General features: G+C 47.6%; 16 protein-coding genes. 3 read left to right on the top strand and 13 right to left on the bottom strand.

Annotation, left to right across the window (positions count from 1 at the left end; translation table 11 throughout):
- Nucleotides 1–75: 75 nt before the first annotated feature.
- From yqeH to spoVAC, 8 genes are all read right to left on the bottom strand, one after another.
- Entirely contained in the window at nucleotides 76–1,203 is a 1,128-nt protein-coding gene (gene yqeH / locus B4V02_RS08170) for a ribosome biogenesis GTPase YqeH (RefSeq protein ID WP_094154427.1), read from the bottom strand.
- The gene (locus B4V02_RS08165; RefSeq protein WP_007431306.1) at nucleotides 1,196–1,726 is read right to left on the bottom strand and encodes a YqeG family HAD IIIA-type phosphatase; all 531 of its coding nucleotides are present in this window, start codon (nucleotides 1,724–1,726) and stop codon (nucleotides 1,196–1,198) included. Before B4V02_RS08165 ends, yqeH begins: the two co-directional genes overlap by 8 nt.
- A gap of 145 nt (nucleotides 1,727–1,871) precedes the next feature.
- The gene (locus tag B4V02_RS08160) at nucleotides 1,872–4,118 is read right to left on the bottom strand and encodes a DUF4129 domain-containing transglutaminase family protein (protein ID WP_094154426.1); all 2,247 of its coding nucleotides are present in this window, start codon (nucleotides 4,116–4,118) and stop codon (nucleotides 1,872–1,874) included.
- Entirely contained in the window at nucleotides 4,115–5,362 is a 1,248-nt protein-coding gene (locus B4V02_RS08155; protein WP_094154425.1) for a DUF58 domain-containing protein, read from the bottom strand. Before B4V02_RS08155 ends, B4V02_RS08160 begins: the two co-directional genes overlap by 4 nt.
- Nucleotides 5,363–5,365: 3 nt before the next feature.
- On the bottom strand, nucleotides 5,366–6,325 hold the full coding sequence (locus B4V02_RS08150) for an AAA family ATPase (protein WP_094154424.1): 960 nt from the start codon (nucleotides 6,323–6,325) through the stop codon (nucleotides 5,366–5,368).
- 205 nt (nucleotides 6,326–6,530) lie between these two features.
- Entirely contained in the window at nucleotides 6,531–6,887 is a 357-nt protein-coding gene (gene spoVAE, locus B4V02_RS08145) for a stage V sporulation protein AE (protein WP_007431310.1), read from the bottom strand.
- A complete protein-coding gene (gene spoVAD / locus B4V02_RS08140) occupies nucleotides 6,884–7,906 on the bottom strand; it encodes a stage V sporulation protein AD (protein WP_094154423.1) in 1,023 nt (340 codons plus the stop codon). The genes spoVAE and spoVAD overlap by 4 nt, the downstream gene beginning before the upstream one ends.
- Nucleotides 7,906–8,409 (bottom strand): stage V sporulation protein AC, encoded by a 504-nt coding sequence (gene spoVAC, locus B4V02_RS08135; protein WP_094154422.1) that lies wholly within the window; start codon nucleotides 8,407–8,409, stop codon nucleotides 7,906–7,908. Before spoVAC ends, spoVAD begins: the two co-directional genes overlap by 1 nt.
- Nucleotides 8,410–8,591: 182 nt before the next feature.
- Here spoVAC and B4V02_RS08130 point away from each other — a divergent pair, with 182 nt between their 5' ends.
- Nucleotides 8,592–9,671, top strand: coding sequence for a M42 family metallopeptidase (locus B4V02_RS08130; protein ID WP_007431313.1), 1,080 nt, complete (start codon nucleotides 8,592–8,594; stop codon nucleotides 9,669–9,671).
- Nucleotides 9,672–9,769: 98 nt separating this feature from the next.
- On the opposite strand, the gene B4V02_RS08125 is transcribed toward B4V02_RS08130, so the two are convergent.
- Nucleotides 9,770–10,486: a metal-dependent hydrolase gene (locus B4V02_RS08125; RefSeq protein ID WP_094154421.1), complete on the bottom strand. Its 717-nt coding sequence runs from the start codon at nucleotides 10,484–10,486 to the stop codon at nucleotides 9,770–9,772.
- A gap of 178 nt (nucleotides 10,487–10,664) precedes the next feature.
- Entirely contained in the window at nucleotides 10,665–11,816 is a 1,152-nt protein-coding gene (locus B4V02_RS08120; protein ID WP_094154420.1) for an iron-containing alcohol dehydrogenase, read from the bottom strand.
- 283 nt (nucleotides 11,817–12,099) lie between these two features.
- Here B4V02_RS08120 and exlX point away from each other — a divergent pair, with 283 nt between their 5' ends.
- Both exlX and B4V02_RS08110 read left to right on the top strand, forming a co-directional pair.
- Nucleotides 12,100–12,813, top strand: coding sequence for an expansin ExlX (gene exlX, locus B4V02_RS08115; protein ID WP_094154419.1), 714 nt, complete (start codon nucleotides 12,100–12,102; stop codon nucleotides 12,811–12,813).
- Between the two features lie 226 nt (nucleotides 12,814–13,039).
- Entirely contained in the window at nucleotides 13,040–15,301 is a 2,262-nt protein-coding gene (locus B4V02_RS08110; protein ID WP_094154418.1) for an AraC family transcriptional regulator, read from the top strand.
- A 141-nt stretch (nucleotides 15,302–15,442) separates the two neighbouring features.
- Here the strand turns inward: B4V02_RS08110 and B4V02_RS08105 are convergent, their stop codons facing one another.
- The 3 genes from B4V02_RS08105 to B4V02_RS08095 form a co-directional block, all read right to left on the bottom strand.
- Nucleotides 15,443–16,984: an extracellular solute-binding protein gene (locus B4V02_RS08105; protein WP_094154417.1), complete on the bottom strand. Its 1,542-nt coding sequence runs from the start codon at nucleotides 16,982–16,984 to the stop codon at nucleotides 15,443–15,445.
- A 112-nt stretch (nucleotides 16,985–17,096) separates the two neighbouring features.
- On the bottom strand, nucleotides 17,097–17,990 hold the full coding sequence (locus tag B4V02_RS08100; RefSeq protein ID WP_094154416.1) for a carbohydrate ABC transporter permease: 894 nt from the start codon (nucleotides 17,988–17,990) through the stop codon (nucleotides 17,097–17,099).
- A gap of 18 nt (nucleotides 17,991–18,008) precedes the next feature.
- A complete protein-coding gene (locus B4V02_RS08095) occupies nucleotides 18,009–19,004 on the bottom strand; it encodes an ABC transporter permease (RefSeq protein WP_094154415.1) in 996 nt (331 codons plus the stop codon).
- Between the last annotated feature and the right edge of the window lie 70 nt (nucleotides 19,005–19,074).

Here is a 19,074-nt window from a genome sequence, read left to right as displayed (position 1 = left end):
CTGCACAAATACATGAATGGCGGCAGGAACCTGAACATGTTCCTTGCCGCCCTATAACATGGCTTACAACATCCGTTAAATCAACGCAGGCCGCAAAAGGACACGGATTCCCCGAGGGACATGAACCGCTACCAGAGCTCCGCTGTCGCTATTCACCCTGATCCATCCCAAACCGGAAATATAGATGTCCGATGGAGCTTTACGGGGAACACGGAACTCATGTCTCGTCCATTCCGGCATTTCTGCCAATTGATCGCGCGTTGGCGGAGAGAGCAATTCCCCGGCATGATCAGCAAACAGTTGATCCGCCCGCTCCAGCTTCGTGCGATGTATTTTTAACCCACCGTTAATATAGCAGGTAAAGGATTGATGCTGACCTTCTATAAAATCAAATCGGCCCATGCCGCCGAAAAACAAGGTCTGTCCGGAATCCAGTTGATAAGCAGCAGGCTTCAGTGGCTTGTCCGGCATAATGGCGCTCAAATCCCGGCGGGAAACGATTTCACTGAACCGCCAAGGGTATACAATCCCTGGCGTGTCAATAATATGCTTGCCGTCATCGAGTGGAATATTCACCATATCGAGTGTGGTTCCCGGATAACGGGACGTTGTGAGCTCCTGTTCCATATCGCTATAATCACGAATCAAGCGGTTAATGAGAGTGGATTTACCCACATTGGTCGCACCGACCACATATACGTCCCGGTTGCCGCGCAGCTCGGATACTACATCCAGCAAACGGTCAAAGCCCTGATTTTTCTTAGCCGAACACAGTACAATATCTGCCGTACGCAGCCCTTGCTCCTTCGCTTGCTTTTGTACCCAGTTACGAACCTTGTTCCAATTCGTTACCTTAGGCAGCAAATCAGTCTTGTTGACAGCCAGTATAACCGGATTGGAGCCTACAAAACGTTGCAGGCCGGAAATCAAGCTGCCTTCGAAATCAAAGATGTCTACAATGTGGATGACGAGTGCGTCCTTGTCCCCAATCTGACTGAGCAGCTTTAGGAACTCGTCCTGGTCCACTGTCACCGAAGACGTTTCATTATAATTTTTGATCCGGAAGCAGCGCTGACAGATAACAGGCTCCCTTGTAAGCAATTTTTCCGGAATATACCCCGGGAGCTCCGGGCTAGTAGTCTGCATTGTGATACCGCAGCCGCTACATTTGACGACAGTTCCGCCGTCAGGTCTTTCAGTCATTCTTCTTTTCCTCCTCAAGCCATAAGCCTTTCTTACGTAACCTTGTGAGCGCGATTCGCTCCAACCGCCGATTAAAGCGGGTCATAACTCCCTCATCATGGATGGATATCGGCAACACCAACACCGTATGCAATCCCAGTCGGTTGCCACCTAATACGTCCGTCAACATTTGGTCCCCGACCATAATAGTCTCTTCCGGAGTAAGCTCCATCATACGAATGGCTCTGCGAAAGGACGAGTTGGAGGGTTTCCGTGCAGCATGTATAAATTCAATGTCCAAAGGTGTAGCAAACATGGATACACGGTTCATATTGTTATTGGACACGATGACAAGCTTAAAACCCGTCTGTTTGACCTTTTCGAACCAGGCCACCAGCTCGGGAGTCGCGTTCGGCGCTTTTGCGCCAACCAGCGTGTTATCCAGATCCGTAATAATGCCGCGATATCCTTGAGCATACAAGCCTTCAAGATCAATATCAAAGACGGTTTTCACCCGTAATTTGGGCATGAGCATTTCAAACAACGTCGGTCACCTCAGTTTCATACGACAAACTATACCATATTACTATGGCTTAGTAAAAAGCTATCCGCAACAAACGGACAGCTTTTTTACCCAGCCTATAGATAAAGATTATAAAATCGACGGCATTTGAGCCTGGAGAAAATGACTACACTTTATCCTTCTGATCTGGCGCAGCTTTTCGTCCAGCCCATCGTCTTGTCCGTCCTTCCTTATGCAACAGGGAAACTTGCTTTCGAACCTGACGCCAATCCTCCGCGGTTACTGAAGATGGACTATAACGCGCTTGCTCAAACCGTCTGAGCAGCTGTTGTAAAATGGCCGCACGTTCCGGTGCTTCTATCGACCATCTGTCAACCGATTCTCGCAGCGTCTCGTGACTGGCACGCCCAAATCCCTTTCTTCGCATGTACCCTAACCAGTGTTCTGTTTCGACAATTACCTTTTCATCTGGGGTCAGCGGCTTCCCTCTGCGCAAGCGCAGCAGGTAAAAGTGGATATCCGCGCGATTACGCCAAATAATATATGCAGCCCACAGCATAAGGATTGCAGCCGCCACAGCTATAAAGGCCGGATGAATCTTTAACCCTTCCTCTGCATTAACCTGAGGAGTCTGTCCAGGCTGTTCCGGTTCAGGCTGATCTTTGACCTCGGGGGCATCAGGTGTCTTTGTATCCTCCTGTTCGGTAAGCAACGGCATATCAAAGCCCGGCGTAGCTTCTACAGGAACCCAGCCGTATTCACCCAAATATACTTCCGCCCAGGAATGGGCATCCGCATTTGTTACAGAGTAAGAGGACATATTTTCACCAGCATCGTCCGTTGTTGCTTCATCTGAAAACGTCTGCTGACCAGGCGCATATCCTTTGACCCAACGGGCCGGAACCCCAATCGAACGAGCCATCATGACTAGCGAAGTCGAGTAATAATCGCAATAGCCCTCTCGGATTTCAAATAGAAAAGCATCTACAAAATCGTTGCTTCTTTTTCGTGAGAGGTCCGGATTATTGGTATATGCATAATTTTGCTGTAAATACTTCTGTAGCAGTCCGACCTTTTCATACGGCGTTTTGGCTGTTGACGTTATGTTTTTAGCCAAATCACGCACTCGCTGCGGCAACTCATCTGGAATTTGCAAGTAAGCTTCCTGTTTGTTTGCCCCATATAGATCACTAAAGGTTTTTGTACGCAGCACTTTCTCGGGAATTACAGGCACATAGGATACCAGGGTATACGTTTTGGGATAAGCGGTTCTTCGGGAGCCTGCGCTCCAAAGCAGTTCTGACTGTTCTGGATTCCAACGCAACCCATTAGCCCGAGAATCTCTGTCGACAGATTGAACACGATGGATCGAATAGGCGCCAAACAGAACCGGATAGCTCTGATCATTTTGCATCGTAATCGTTTGAACGACCTGCTCGGTCGAATGCCGCGTTTCCTGTGTATTTTCCAGCTCTGCGGTCATGGACACATCATTTAGTGTTTGATCATCGTTGCCGGCATCACTCCAGCCTGTACCTGAATAGATCCGTTTCGACTCCCCCCGCCAATAGCTTCGCTGATTGGTCATAATGGTCATAACGGGAGAATAATCAAAATTAAAGCCTCCACCCAAACGATTATCCTGGCGACTATAGCCCGACGCAGTGCTCATCCGCTGATTCATCGCCCCAGGACCATTGTTGATCCCGACAGTAGTAGAGCTATTCCGCTGAGTCCACGCCGTATAGGGGTCTGTCAAGGCGGGCTGTACCTCAGGCATATTCACGCCAACCATAATAATCAGCGCGAAAATGACCGCAATATTGGCTGCGATTTTATACGGATAGCGGCGAATATGTTTCCAGCCTTGTGGATAATGCTGGCGAAAATACTGCAAATGCTGCGTTACCAGCCAGCCCATACCGGCAAAAACGATCCAGGCTACTTCCTCCCAGAGCACCGTTGGTGTGAATGAATCAAGCACTGCCAGCGCAGCAATATTGATACCTACAAATACGATAATCCGCTGCTTGGTCGTCACAATGAGCGGCACCATTTCAATGATCAGCCAAGCAATCAAAGAAAACCAAATATAAGGGGACATATTCGATATGAATTGATCCAAGCGGTTGGCTGCACCCCCGAAAGGGATGATGATTGAGTAGGCCACGAGTGTCCGATACAAGATAAAAAAGAGCGTCGCCGCCTTAATGATAAATTCAATCCATGGTCGGAATGGCAATAAAATTTTCACCAGAGCCAGCATCGTAATGGTCATTAATACAAGTGTTCTGGTCTCCTCCATCCACAATTCGGAAGCAAAGGACACCCATTGCATGGCAATAATAATAATCCATAAAAAGGTAAAGGCCAGCGCCCATGAACCCTTCAACGATTGTAACCAGCTCTTCATCGTGTCCCTCCTCCCATCACAGCCGGGAGCTCTTCAAGGCTCGAAATATGGTAGCCTTGTATTCCCCTTGTACGAAGCATGCTTAGCCATTCTTCAGCTTTTACCTCAGCGGAGCCTTCTCCAATTTGAACGTGGCACGGAGTCATCCCCCGGGTATCAGCCCAGCGAAGAAGTTCCAGCGCCCGCTGATCCTTCAACGGACTGACCAGTACAAAATAGCAGCCTTGTGGAAATTGACGTACGCTGCTCTCGACAGCAGCCATCAGGCTGCCTTGTGAAGTCATGTGTATGTCTACCAAATGATGCATCATCCGTTGTCGTTCCATCATCTGCTCACTGGGTTGAAAAACAATGCCTTTCTCTCCGGCCGTGCACAGGCCGACCCCCATTCGCTCCCGTCCGCCATATTCCAGCAATGAAGCGGTAGAGGACACAGCCAGTTCAAACTGGTCAGCGTTTATATAATGCTTCGTTTGCAGGTCCAGTACAAGCATGGTTTTGGGAACTGTTTCATGCTCAAATTCCTTGGATTTCCAGCTACCTGTACGAGCAGTCGCATTCCAGTGAATACGTGAAAACCGGTCTCCATATACATAGTCTCGCACACCGTTAATTTGCGTCGTTTCACGCCGTGTTCGAGTTTGAACCCTTTGCGGCCCGGACATCCTTGAGCGACGATCATTTACCTGCCAATACGGGATGAACACCGTTCGGGGCAGTACCCGAAATTCACCGCGTGCGTTCAACCTGCCTTTGTGCTCTAACAGGCCGAAGATGTCCTCACTGACACATTCGGTTTCCTCAAAATGGTAGCTTCCCCGCTCTAAAGCAGGAGTCTGGAATGTAAGCTGCCCGCCCCCCTTCAGACTGGGAATGACGCTGTCCTCAAACGACCAGGACTCGCCTGTATGTCGCTTGAGAACCTCGCGGACAATGATATACGGCAACGGAAGAAAGCCGGGGATACGCAGATTCAGCTTAACATGCACCTGATCTCCCGCATGCAGCAGCTCGCCAAACTCCGAGCCATGCGACAGCTGCCGTGAGCCTTGAACACGGCGGACCCCGCTCAGACCAACGATCCATAAATAAACACCCATCAGCGTAACCATACACAACAGCATCACTGACGTTTTTCCGCCCTGAAACAACAAATACAGCAGGCATACCACCCATATGACCATCAGAAGCCAGATGCGGCCGGACAGACGGGGAATCCTGCGTTTTCTTTTGACCATATTCATTCTCTAAGAACGCTCCATCCGTACAGGTACATGAACCTGCCGAAGAACAGCCTGAAGCACGGACTGGGCGTTCGAGTTATCCAGACGCGCCTCGGGACGAAGCAACAAACGGTGCGTCAGCACATAGGGTGCCAGCGCCTTTACATCATCAGGCAGCACATAATCACGGTTGTCCAAAAACGCGTACGCCTTGGCGGCCATTACAAAAGCAAGCGCTGCCCGCGGGCTGGCTCCCAGCAGCACTGATGGATGTTCTCTCGTCGCACGCACAATATCAAGTAAATAGGATGTCACTGCCTCGTCCATATAGATTTCTCGGATTTCCTGCTGGATCGCAGCAATCTGTTCCATATGGGCTACAGCCTCCAGACGGTCTGCCGGCTGACCTACCTGATGATGAAGCAGCAGGTTTCGCTCTGTCTCCATGTCAGGATAGCCCAGGCTGATTTTGAGCATAAAACGATCCAACTGCGCTTCCGGCAGCATATAAGTGCCTTCAAAATCAATCGGATTTTGTGTCGCACACAGCATAAAAGGATGAGGCAACATATGCGTTTCCCCATCCACTGTCACACTGCGCTCTTCCATCACTTCCAGCAGAGCCGATTGGGTTTTCGTCGTGGCGCGGTTAATTTCGTCCGCCAGCAAAATATTTGTCATCACAGGACCCGGACGAAAATAAAAACGTTCATCCCGTGGATGAAATATGGAAACCCCCGTAATATCACTTGGGAGAATATCAGGATTACATTGGACACGGCGGTAATCACCGCGCATGGATTTGGCTAGAGCCTTGATCATTTGCGTTTTTCCCGTACCCGGAACGTCCTCGATCAGAATGTGCCCACCCGCCAGCATAGCCGTAAGCAGTAATTTTATCTCAAAGGATTTTCCTAATATGCATGATTCTAGATTCGAACGGATTGCAGATACAATCTGCGCAGATTCTTGACGTACGGGCATAACTCAGTAAACCTCCTAGATAGCAACATGTTTCCTATTATTGTACATGAAGGCGGGCACAGAGTACACTTAACTCCTTTCCCATATCCTTCAAAACGTATCCTTCCTTCGTATCATGCCGTATGTACAGCATGTCAAAAGCCCTCCGGTCATCAGACCGAAGGGCTCGTATATACTTATTTACTTCACTTATGTCATATTTAAATTATATACTTCCCTTTGGACGAACAAACAAGCATGCCAGAAAAGAGAAAATGATCGCCGAAGAAATCCCTGCACTAGTCAAACTAAAAATCCCTGTAATGACCCCAAGCCATCCATCCTTCTCCAATTCGGTTAAGGCGCCGTGTACGAGCGAGTTGCCAAAACTGGTAATTGGAATCGTCGCACCTGCCCCTGCAAATTTGATAAGCGGATCGTAGATCCCGATGCCATCTGCAATGGCACCTGCTACCACCAACGTACTCATCGTATGTGCCGGTGTCATTTTAAGCCAATCCATCATTAACTGACCCACGACACAAATGGCACCACCAACTAAAAAAGCCCATAGATATATCATACTTGTCCTCCCGCTTCGAAAGCTACAGCATGTGCAACGCAGGGGATGCTTTCACCCTGCTGTGTAGACAAAGGAGATAGCAAAGCCCCGGTTGCCACAACCAGTACCTTTTTCAGTTCTCCCTTTTCAATCCGCTTTAACAGATGGCCATAGGTTACCACAGCCGAGCATCCGCAACCACTGCCGCCTGCAATGACTTTCTTTTGCTTATTGATATCATAAATTAGTAAACCGCAATCATTAAATTCCGTCTGAATCATATCGTATCCATCTTTTTTGAGCAGCTCCTTGGCAATCGGCAGCCCCACTGAGGCCAAATCCCCCGTTACAATAAGATCATAATAACCAGGGTCCCGGCCTGTATCCCGAAAATGAGACAACAGCGTATCTGCCGCTGCCGGAGCCATGGCTCCCCCCATATTAAAAGGGTCTTTGATGCCCATATCCATAACGCGCCCAATGGTAGCACAATCCACCACCGTACCTGACTTGGCATGTCCCACAACTGCAGCGCCAGAACCTGTAACGGTATACTGGGCCGTGGGAGGCTTCTGTGATCCGTATTCATTAGGGTAGCGGAACTGCTTCTCGGCCGTACAATTATGACTAGTCGTACCCGCCAACACGTAGTCGCCCGCCTCTGAATCCACAATCAGCGCGGCCAAGGCCAAGCTTTCCATTGAGGTTGAGCAGGCTCCAAAAACACCCAGATAAGGAATGCCCAGCTTACTGGCTGAAAAGGAGCTACTGATAATCTGATTCATCAGATCACCACTGATATAAAACTGTACTTCCTCTTTGTTTAAATTGGCATTTATTAGTGCCAGCTCAGTAGAATGTTCAATTAGTCTGCGTTCCGCTTTTTCCCACGTTTTCTCGTTAATTTCGATATTGTCATAAATATAATCAAAATCTGTGGACAACGGCCCCTCACCTTCATCCGGACCTACAACGGTTGCACTCCCAATGATGCGCGGTCTCGACTCAAATTTCCAGGTTTGTCCTCCCTGTCTTTTCATTAGTGATGGCCCCCCAAACCGAGGATGGCATAGATAACACCCACGACAAATGCGGCCACAACCCCGAATACGACAACCGAGCCTGCAAGCTTAAACATATTTGCACCCACTCCGAGCACCAGTCCCTCGGAACGATATTCCAATGCCGCCGAACACATCGAGTTAGCAAAACCTGTAATGGGTACAGCGGTTCCCGCTCCCGCCCATTGGGCAATCTTATCGTAGACCCCGATGCAGGTTAATATGACTGATAGCAAAATCATCATGGATGAAGTCGGCGCAGCAGCGTCTTTGGCAGAAAGGTGCATGCCTGCCATAAAAGCCTCCTGAATCGCCTGCCCAATCACACAGATGACGCCCCCAACCAGAAAAGCGCGCACACAATTGGCAAATAAATTTCTGGACGGTTCATGCTTTTGGGAAACACTCTGATAGTCCTTCTCACTTATGGACAACGGGGACGTATTGGTACGAAAACCGCGTTGCCCTGATTTAGCTGGCATCATTCACCACCCCTTTGACGTAAATTCCGCACTTGGCGGTTCTGATTGTTGAGCCTTTATCATTATTAGCTTGAGGGCGAATTGTTATGTCAGGAAAATGATATCGTGGACATTCCGTACAAATGCATTCATACTGATTACATGCGACCACTGGTTAATTAATAAGGAGTGAGGTATGCAACATGGAAGCAAAAACATTGGAATTGTTTAAAACCTTAACGGAGTTTCCGTCCATTCCGGGCCATGAGCGAGAGCTGCGGGCATGGGTGAAAGAGCGGATATCCGGTTATACAGACGAAATCGTGCAAGATCGGCTGGGCAGTCTTTTTGGTGTTCTGCGCGGTGAAGAGAGCGGACCCCGTGTGATGGTCGCAGGCCATCTGGATGAGGTCGGATTTATCGTGAACGGGATTACGGAAAATGGAATGATTCGTTTTCAGCCGGTTGGAGGCTGGTGGAGTCAGGCCATCATGTCACAGCGTCTGCAGGTGCTGACTCCTAATGGGCCAGTCATCGGTGTAGTTGGCTCTGTCTCGCCCCATTTGCTGGATGAATCTCAACGCAGCAAGCCTATGGACATCAAGCTTATGTATCTGGATATCGGCGTAGACAGCCGTCAGGAAGCGCAAAATCTGGGGATCGTACCTGGAACGGCCATTGTACCGATCTGTGAATTCACGCCACTCGCGAATCCCAAAAAAATCATGGCTAAAGCATGGGATAACCGCTACGGTGTGGGCTTGGCGATTGAACTGCTGGAGGCATTACATAAGGAAAAGAACAAACTTCCTAATACGTTGTATGCAGGAGCTACGGTTCAGGAGGAAGTGGGACTGCGCGGTGCACGCACAGCGGCCCATCTGATTCAGCCGGACATTTTCTTTGCACTGGATTGCAGTGCTGCCAACGATATGGGCGGAGATCCGAATACATATGGGCAGCTTGGCAAAGGCGCCCTGCTGCGGGTATTTGATCCAGGTATGATTACACATCGCGGGATCGTAGAATATGTACAGGACATGGCGGAAACGCACAAAATCAAATATCAATATTTCATTTCTACAGGGGGAACAGATGCAGGTCAGGTGCACTTGAGCGGAATTGGCGTACCCTCCACCGTCATTGGCATTTGCGGACGATACATTCATACTTCCTCTTCTATTATTCACACCGATGATTACGATGCAGCCAAAGAGCTGATCGTCAAGCTGGTACAAAATCTGGATCGTACCACGCTGAATACCATTATTGAGCGCGCATAAGGGGTAATAGAGAGTTCAATCCTATTAAAAACAGTCAAAACACGTTGCACGTGCATTGACTGTTTTTTTTGATTTGATGGAGTTACAGAATGGAAGTCTCAAATTAAATGCTTATAGCGAAGCAAAGCAATAATAACGAGCACGGTCGTTAAAGCAATGCAGATGCTCTCTACCTTCGCCCCCTTGCGGGTTCCGGTGCTCATCAGCCTAAACCGTAGCTTCCATTTGAACGGCGGCAAAGGTTTAATGCCGTTATTCGTCAAGGAATCAGCCAGCAAATGCAGCAAGTACGCCATACCTCCGGCCAGCCATATGCTGTCCCCATGCAAACGGGTCGTACCGTACAGCAACGCAGTCCATGCCGCTGTTCCGTACACCGTGTGTGTTAAGCCCCGGTGCGGGACAAGTGTACAAATAATCAGCAGACACCCGGCAATGTAATTCCACGGCGCATATGCTTCCCCGTACCATGCTAAGCCGATACCAATTAAAAAGATAATGACCTTGCGCATGGATCGTGAAGGCATAAAAGAAGCGCTGATCATCAGCAAAGCCAGAACAAGATTCCATGGCGGCGGGGCCATACGGGTAAAAAATACCCAGCCGGCAGCCCCAATCATCAGAAGCTGCACGAGTCTAAGCATTTTCGTAGGCAATGCACGACTCACAAGCATCGAATTAGGTTCGTCAATATCCGGCAACAGTGAACCGACCACAGCAGCAACCACGGCAGCTGGAGCCACTTCGTGTCCACTCAAAGCTAATACCGACAGGGAGACCCCGGTTCCAATAATCAAATGGGCTCTTCCCATCATGGTGCATAACATCCTTTCGTTGCAGCATACAACAGAGTTCAACAATACTCTATTTGAATCAGCATGATTCGATTGTATACGACAAACAAAAGGAGAACAATAGTTCGCTTATTCTATTTAAAGGACATCGTCCAAAAGTCCCAGTCCAAATATTCGCGTTTCAGCACAAACATACGCTTTAAAGTATTTTTTGAAACAGAGCAATAACTTCTTCTTTGGTCGGTTGAAATGGATTACTAGCTGCACATGCATCTTTCATCGCATGGTCTGCTAACAGATTGAGGTCCGGATCAGTTACTCCCAGCTCAGACAAACGTTTCGGGATTCCGACCTCCTGGGATAAACTACGGATGGCATCCACAACAAACTCAGCGCATTCCTCGTCAGTTCGCCCTGTGATAGAAAAGCCGATCGCCTTAGCGATGGGTCTGAATTTACGGGGAACATGCTGTGCATTGGCCTCCTGTACATAGGGCAGCAGCATCGCATTACACACGCCATGCGGAAGATCGTACATACCACCGAGCTGGTGGGCCATCGCATGTACATATCCCAAGCCCGCGTTATTGAAGGCCATTCCCCCCAGAAAAACAGCGTATACAAGCTTTTCCCGGGCTTCGAGATTTTGACCGTTCTCCACAGCTAGAGGCAAATAACGGAATATAAGCTCGACAGCAGCTAACGCTGTGGCATCCGTAACCGGATAGGCTCCAGGAGTAACCAGTGCCTCAATCGCATGTGTAAGCGCATCCATACCTGTTGCTGCAGTTAATTCAGCCGGTTTTCCCACCATTAATTCAGGATCATTGACAGAGATGGAAGCCAAACTGTTTTTATCAACCATAACCATTTTGATCTTGCGCTTCTCATCGGTAATGACATAGTTAATTGTGACCTCGCTGGAAGTCCCAGCGGTTGTATTCACCGCCACAATCGGAACGGATGGGTGCTTGGATTTGTGAACGCCTTCATATTCTGAAATATGTCCTCCGTTTGTAACAATGATGCCAATAGCTTTGGCTACATCCTGAGGCGATCCGCCTCCCACCGAGACGAGAACATCACATTTATGATCCTGAAATACCTTAACACCTTCGTGAACATTGCCACAGGTAGGGTTAGGCTGGACTCCGTCATACACCATATATGGAATTCTATGCTGCTCCAGCACAGCGATTACCCGATCTGCAATCCCGTTTCGGCGCAACCATTTATCTGTCACGATAAGCGCTTTCAAAAATCCTCTCTCTTGCAATAACGGTCCCAGATCCCCAAGACAGCCGCTTCCCATTAAGTTTACTGGCGGTACATAAAAGACATTTGTTCCCATACTCAAAGACCTCCTCTTAATGCTTATCGTTCTCCAGTTATCTCTACCTTCTGTTATCATGCTACATCTTTCTGAGTCTACCACCTGTTTTATACCCAGTCTGCGAAAAAAAGCACAGTTTAGCCACTTCTCAAAAAACAAGCCATATGGCCTATGCCCATGTGACAAATATTTTACATATATTTTTTTGCCTTAAAGGCCTATTGTGTAATTTGAAATATTAGGTAATATAGTGTTTATATTTACTATATAAATCTATTAATTGAACAAGGAGGAAATGATTATGCAAAAAAAGTCTGCGCTCCGCAAGTTTAAAACCGTCGGTGTGGCATCGTTGCTCAGTCTTGTTTTATTTGCACTTCCCGCTTCGGCAGCCTGGAATGATACATACACGGGATATGCTACCTATACAGGATCAGGTTACTCGGGAGGGGCATTATTGCTTGATCCCATTCCTTCGGACGCCAAAATTACAGCTCTGAACCCCACCCAGCTGAATTATAACGGAATCAAGGCTGCATTAGCCGGCGCCTATCTGGAAGTTCAAGGCCCCAAAGGGAAAACAACCGTATATGTAACGGATCTTTATCCTGAAGGTCCAAGCGGCGCGCTTGATCTGTCTCCAAATGCTTTCAGCCAAATCGGCAATCAAATTGATGGAAAAATCAATATTTCGTGGAAGGTTGTCAAGGCTCCGGTTACCGGCAATGTCTCCTACCGCATTAAAGAAGGCAGCAGCAGATGGTGGGCAGCCATTCAAGTACGCAATCATAAATACCCGGTCTTGAAAATGGAGGTCCTACAGAACGGACAATGGCTCAATCTTGAAAAACAGGACTACAACCACTTTTTGGGCAATAATTTAGGCAACCAGCCTCTCAAAATCCGGATTACGGACATTCGGGGTGTCGTACTGAACGATACCATTCCAGCTCTAGCGGAAAATGGCTCAGGCGGAGCCTATATCGTTAAAGGCAACGTGCAATTCCCTAACTGATTCCACTACCGTCAGCTTTCGTTCTTTCGTCTGAACTGACAACCTGGCCGGGAACCGACGCAGGTCCAATCTGCGTAAGGTGTTCCCGGCCTTTTTACGAAAAAGTCACGATTTTTCACAAAAAATCGGTTTGTTCACTGTCCTGTTCACAGCAACATACGTATAATGAATACATAAATAGGGTGTACTGTACAGCTATGTGCACACAGACAGGAGGCCTCTCCACATGAGCAATTTCAAAAAGCATCACAAGCTTCACAGCAAATTGCTGATCAGCATCACATTATGTATCACGCTAACGTTGCTGGTATCTACCACTGTGTATTATTTCTACTATATTCGGGTGGAAAAGGAGCAGGCGTTCGAGGCCAATCACGGCAGCTTGACATTGAGAAGCAAAGAGGTCATTAACATGACATCTATCGCTCAATCACTGGCGTTTCAAATGTATCGCAGCAGTACCCTGTCCAAGTTGCTGTATTATCCCAAGCCCAATGTATATGATGTAACCGCTGCCATGACTGAATTAAATAATTATCTCAATTCGATGCCGTATATTGAATCCATCTATGTGTATAATCCGAGGAGTGGAACCTTCTATATCGCATCCTCACGAGGCCAAAATGGGTTATTCAGCAAAAATGAGCTGGTGGACACAGATATCATTCGGGTACTGGATCATTACCAGGACTATAAACCATTCACACCGATCCCACGCACGTATCCGCTGCTATCTGCCTCAGACTCCGTGGCTGGAGCAGAGCAAGCAAGCACACATATCGCAGCTTATACGTATTTATGCTATGACGCAATCAGCTCAAATGAAGCCATGAATTCGGCCGTGATTGTGAATGTGTCTGCGTCCTGGATGAACAAGGAAATGGCGGAAAGCCCGGCCTCAGGTGGAACTGCTTATATTTTGGATGATCAAAGCAGACTGTTGTCCGGTGCAACACTGACAGAAGAAGCTTTGAACGAAAAAGAGCAGCTTTGGCTGCACACACGAGTCAAAAAGCAGGAAACAGGCTATTTTGTAGAAGACTTTCATGGTAAAAGATCACTTATTTCCTACACCTCTCCGGATGGTCTAGGCTGGCAGTATATTAGTGTCACCCCATATGAAAGCGTTATCAAAATGGCGAGTGTCATTCGTAATGCCATGCTCCTGATAGCCGCCATCATTGCACTCGCAGGCTTTGTGGCTTCGTGGCTGCTGTCCAAAATGCTGTATACGCCTATTGGGCAGATTGTTATTCATATGAATTCGCTGGAATCGGAGAAACGCAACAGTATGTACACGATTCGGCAAAACATTTTACAGAATATTATCCGGGGTATTCAATTGCTACCTGGCGGAAAAGAACAAGAACGGCTGCGTGAGCTTGGAATTACATTCCAGTTCGACAAAGACTACCGTCTTGTACTATTGCGGATTGATGAGTATGCCCGATGGCAAAACGAACGCGGCCCTGATCTTCTCCCCTATAAATTTGCCATTATGAATATTGCTTCTGAAATATGCGGGCAGACGTACCGGGTGGAAACCGTTGATATGGACGAGGACAGCATCCTGCTGATGCTCAATATTCTTGATCCCGCGGAGTATACAGACCCGGTACTGCTGGAAACCTTATTGCGCCAAATACGCGAAGCCTGCTTTGAATATTTGAAGCTGAGTGTATCGCTCACCTATAGCGCCATCACGAGCCAGCCGGATCGGCTGCATTTGCTGTACCGTCAGGTGCAGGAAGCATCTATGCACCGATTCTTTCGCGGCCATGGCTGCATTATTAACGCACAGAACACAACAGACGAAGATGTGCAGAATACTTACGTATACCCGGCGGATAAGGAAAAGAAAATGCTCGATACGCTGCTATCCGGTCATACTGAGGATGCTCACAGCATGTTGAAAGATTTGCTGATGCAGATGGAGGAATATCCGTTTTCCACCGTTAAGGTAGCGATATCCCGGCTCATCATGAGTGTCAATAATGCCGTTCGGCATATGAGCGAGCGCAATGGATTTGCAGTGGAATCCAACCCTGAATTACCATCCCCGGATCGATTAGAGACCGCAGTGGATCTTATAGAGCATTACCAACTGGTCTTTGATCATGTTCGCTCTAGTCTGGCGGATAAACGAAATACGAAGCAGGAACGACTGGTACGACAAGTTAATGAACGAATTGAGCAAGCTTATGCTGATCCCGACTTTTGTCTCAATCAGATTGCGGAAGAGCTGGATATGTCGCCGATCTATGTCAGCAGGCTATATAAGCAACAAACGATGTCCACCATCGTAGACGTCATTCATCAGCTGCGCATTCGCAAAGCCTGTGAGCTGCTGGAGCAGACTGACTGGTCGGTGGCTGACGTGGCAGAGCAAACCGGATTTGCGAGCAGCTCTTATTTTCACCGCATGTTCAAGCGCAGTTTGGGCGTAACGCCGACAGATTTCCGTCGTTCTAAAGCGAATGCGCAATAAACGAGGCATAGTCAGGTGCTGTATGCGACCGCTCCAAGAACGGAACGTCTGATATCAAAAAAGCAAGCCTCCAACTTTCTGGAGACTTGCTTTTCTTCTTGCTATCCCAACAACTTTTGAAATCTCGCTCACCTTGCCAAACTATTTAATGCCCTTCTCCTTCACGTAGGCTTCCCATTGTTTGGTGTATTCCGTCTGGATTTTCTCCAGGCCAGCTTGGTTTGCCTTTTGCATGAAGGTCTGCAAACCTTGATCCACATTGTCAATCAATCCAGCTTCGAGCGGATACAGATACTGCTTCTCAACCTGCTCCAAGGCCGCTTTTTCAGCTTGATAGGTCGTATAATCCTCTGCAAAGCCGGTAAACAGATCAGGCTTCTGGATTTTATCCAGCTCGGCAAAAATCTTCTTCACACGATCAAAGCCTGAATCAAACAGCATGTACTCCGGATTACGCCAAGCCCAGCTGTTCATGCCTTCCCGTGAAAAACCGTTCGTGCTGCCATTACCTATCAATTGATAGTAACCATCTTTGACTTCATAGTTCTTGCCTTCAATACCGTATTGTGTGAGCAGGTTGTAGCGTTTGTCCGTCACAAGCTTTTCATAAAAGGCCAATGCGCGCGCCGGATTAGGACTGCTTTTTGGAATCGCAAAGCCGTTATGAATCGGATGCACCGGAGTTGCAAAACCCGTCGTCAGCGGGAACGGATAATATTCGAGCTTCCAGTCCGGGTGAGACGCTTTGAGCTTAATGACCATATCATTAAACCGGGTAGGATTGTCACCAAAAATACTCGCAGCTTTACCGGAAGTCACTTGATCCTGAAGCGTATCCTTTACGTTCAGTACATTTTTAGGAATGAATCCTTTTTCAGCCCAGCGTTTATAGGTATTCAGCTCTTCTTTCTGCTCATCCGATCCCCAATACTTGTAAACCTCTGTTGGTTTTTCATACTTGATACCGATGCCATATGGCAGAGCTCCCACACTTTTGGTTACCAATTCGGAATAGCGATCATGCAGGTTCCCTTTAATATCGCTATTCAGAGAAACCGGCTTCATATTAGGTTCATGCTGGCGGATACCATCCATATAAGCCTCGTAGCTCTTGATATCCGTAGGCTTAGGCAGGTTATACTTCTCGCGTAAGTCCTCACGCCATACAAATCCGTTGGTTACATACTCCTTGTATGTGCCGGGCACGGTGTAAATTTTGCCCCCGATTTTAACGCCATCCCACATGTCCTGGGGCACAAATTTTTGCAGGGCAGGCGCGGCCTTCGGGAGCAAATCATCAAGCGGAAGGAACGCGCCTTTCTTGGCATAGGCCTGATACTGCGTCCAGTCTGCAGTGAAGATCAGGTCAATCGGCTGACCGGAAGACAACAGCAGCTTATACTTCTGGTCCCAGTCCGTCCACGTCGTATAGTTAAATTTGACGGTAGCATTCAGATCTTTTTCCGCCATTTTATTAATCTCAGCTTCAACGGCTGGCAGATCCTTTGGAGCATCACCCAGCATATAAAATTGCAGCTGTACTTTTTGGGATTTATCATCCTCTCCGCTTGCCTTTTGCGCGCTGTTCCCGCTACCTCCTCCGCATCCGGCCAATAGCGCCATGATGACCATTGCTGCAATCAGGATGGACATGCGTTGTTTTCTTTTCTTTGTAAATGTCATGTGAATCCTCCTTTTGAAATGGCTGTCTGTTTAAATAAAACGCTTACAAAAAGTGCTGCTTAAGATGGCACAACGTCGGCACGTCATGCCATCCCAGTCCATGAATGACGCCTTAGCCTTTTACCGCGCCAATGGTCAGGCCCTTGACAAAGTAACGCTGAATGAACGGATACAGCAGTAAAATGGGCCCGGTAACCACGATAGCCATTGCCATTTTGGTCGACTCGGTCGGCATGTCGTTGGAGAGAGATACGCCGGTACCTGCCCCCATTTGGGCAATAAATTGCATGGAGTTGATTACATTATACAGATAATATTGCAATTGGTATTTATGCGGATCATTAATAAAGAGTGAGGATGAGAACCAGTCATTCCAGTAAGCCAGGGCCAAAAACAGTCCGACAGTGGCAATGCCCGGCGTAGATAAAGGCAGCACAATCCGATAGTAGATTTTAAAATCACCCGCACCGTCAATTTTAGCGGACTCGAACAGCTCTTCCGGCATGGAGGAACGAATGAAGTTCTTCATCAAAATGATCAGAAACGGAGTCATTAATCCCGGAAAAATAAGCACCGTATACGTATCAAGCAGCCCTAAATACTTCGTCAGCATAATGTACCAGGGTACTAGCCCGCCCCCGAACAGCGTCGTAAAGTAAATATAAAATGAAAATGCGTTCCGGTATTTAAAATCTTTGCGTGCCAGCACATAGCCTGCCATGGTCATCAGGAACAGGCCGAGCGTCGTGCCTACGACAGTGGTAAAAATCGTTACTCCGTATGCCCGCAGCACCTCTTCTGGAAAGGTGAACACCGTCCGGTATCCTTCCAGCGAGAATTGCTGTGGAATAAAGTGATATCCATCCCTGATAATCGACTCATTACTGGTCAGTGAAGCCGAAATAATAAGTAAAAACGGGAGTAAACAAGCAATAGAAGCAATAATGATAACCGCATAAGAGATTATTTTAAAAAGTCGAGTGTATGCATCCTCTTTGATCGCCATCCGTTTGGGTCCTCCTTTCTAGAATAAGGCGTATTCGTCGTTCAGCTTGCGGATGATATAGTTCACAGTCATGATCAGTACAAAGCCGAACAAGGACTGATACACGCCTGCGGCCGAAGCCATGCCCACGTCAAAGGTTACCTTCAACGAACGGTACACATAAGTGTCCAAAATATCCGTCGTATTGTACAGCACCCCATTGTTGCCGATTAATTGATAAAATAGATCGAATTGTCCTTTCATAATACTGCCGAGCGCAAATAGCAGCAGCACGACGAACGTCGATTTGAGCATAGGGACGGTAATGTACCAGATTCGCTGAAAAATGTTGGCACCGTCCATTTTTGCCGCCTCATAATATTCGTCACTGATCCCCGTTATCGCTGCCAGGTAGATTACCATGCTGTAACCGAGATTTTTCCACAGATAGAACAGGATAATCAGGAAAATCCACACCCACGGTTTGTTGTATACATCCACACGTTCACCACCAAGTTGCAGCAGCAGCGTATTCAGAAAGCCATTGTCATAATTAAATATGTTATACACGATAACGCTCAGAATAACGAAAGAAACAAAATAAGGCAGGAACATCACGGATTGAGCGATCTTTTTAAAGTAACGCCCCCGCAGCTCATTCAGCAAAATAGCGAGAACAATCGCTAACACGTTGCCCAATAAAATAAATGCTGCGTTGTATCCGACCGTATTCAATGTCAACTTCGTCAGCGTGCCGGATTGCCATAGAAATTGAAAATTCTGAAGTCCGACAAACTTGGCATCGAACAAGCTGGTATTGAAGTCAAACTGGGTAAATGCATAATAGATACCCACCATTGGAATGTAAGAGTTAATGAAGAAAAACACCAAGGTCGGCAGCAGCATCAGAAATAATATCCGATTGCGGATCAATTCATGGAAAAATCCTTTTTTCCTGCCGCTTGCCAGCCTCCTCTCGTCCAGACGGGAATCTGTGGCAAGCATTGCGGAACTCTTAGGTAAAGGTTGATTCAATGTGAGTCACTCCCCCTCTGTATATGTTTACCGACAGCATGGTTTGCGGCACCGCCGTCGTATGACCTTA

It is taken from the genome of Paenibacillus kribbensis, from assembly GCF_002240415.1.
Taxonomy (GTDB): domain Bacteria; phylum Bacillota; class Bacilli; order Paenibacillales; family Paenibacillaceae; genus Paenibacillus; species Paenibacillus kribbensis.
Note: the sequence above shows the minus strand (reverse complement) of the source record. Positions and strands in the feature narration are given on the sequence as shown.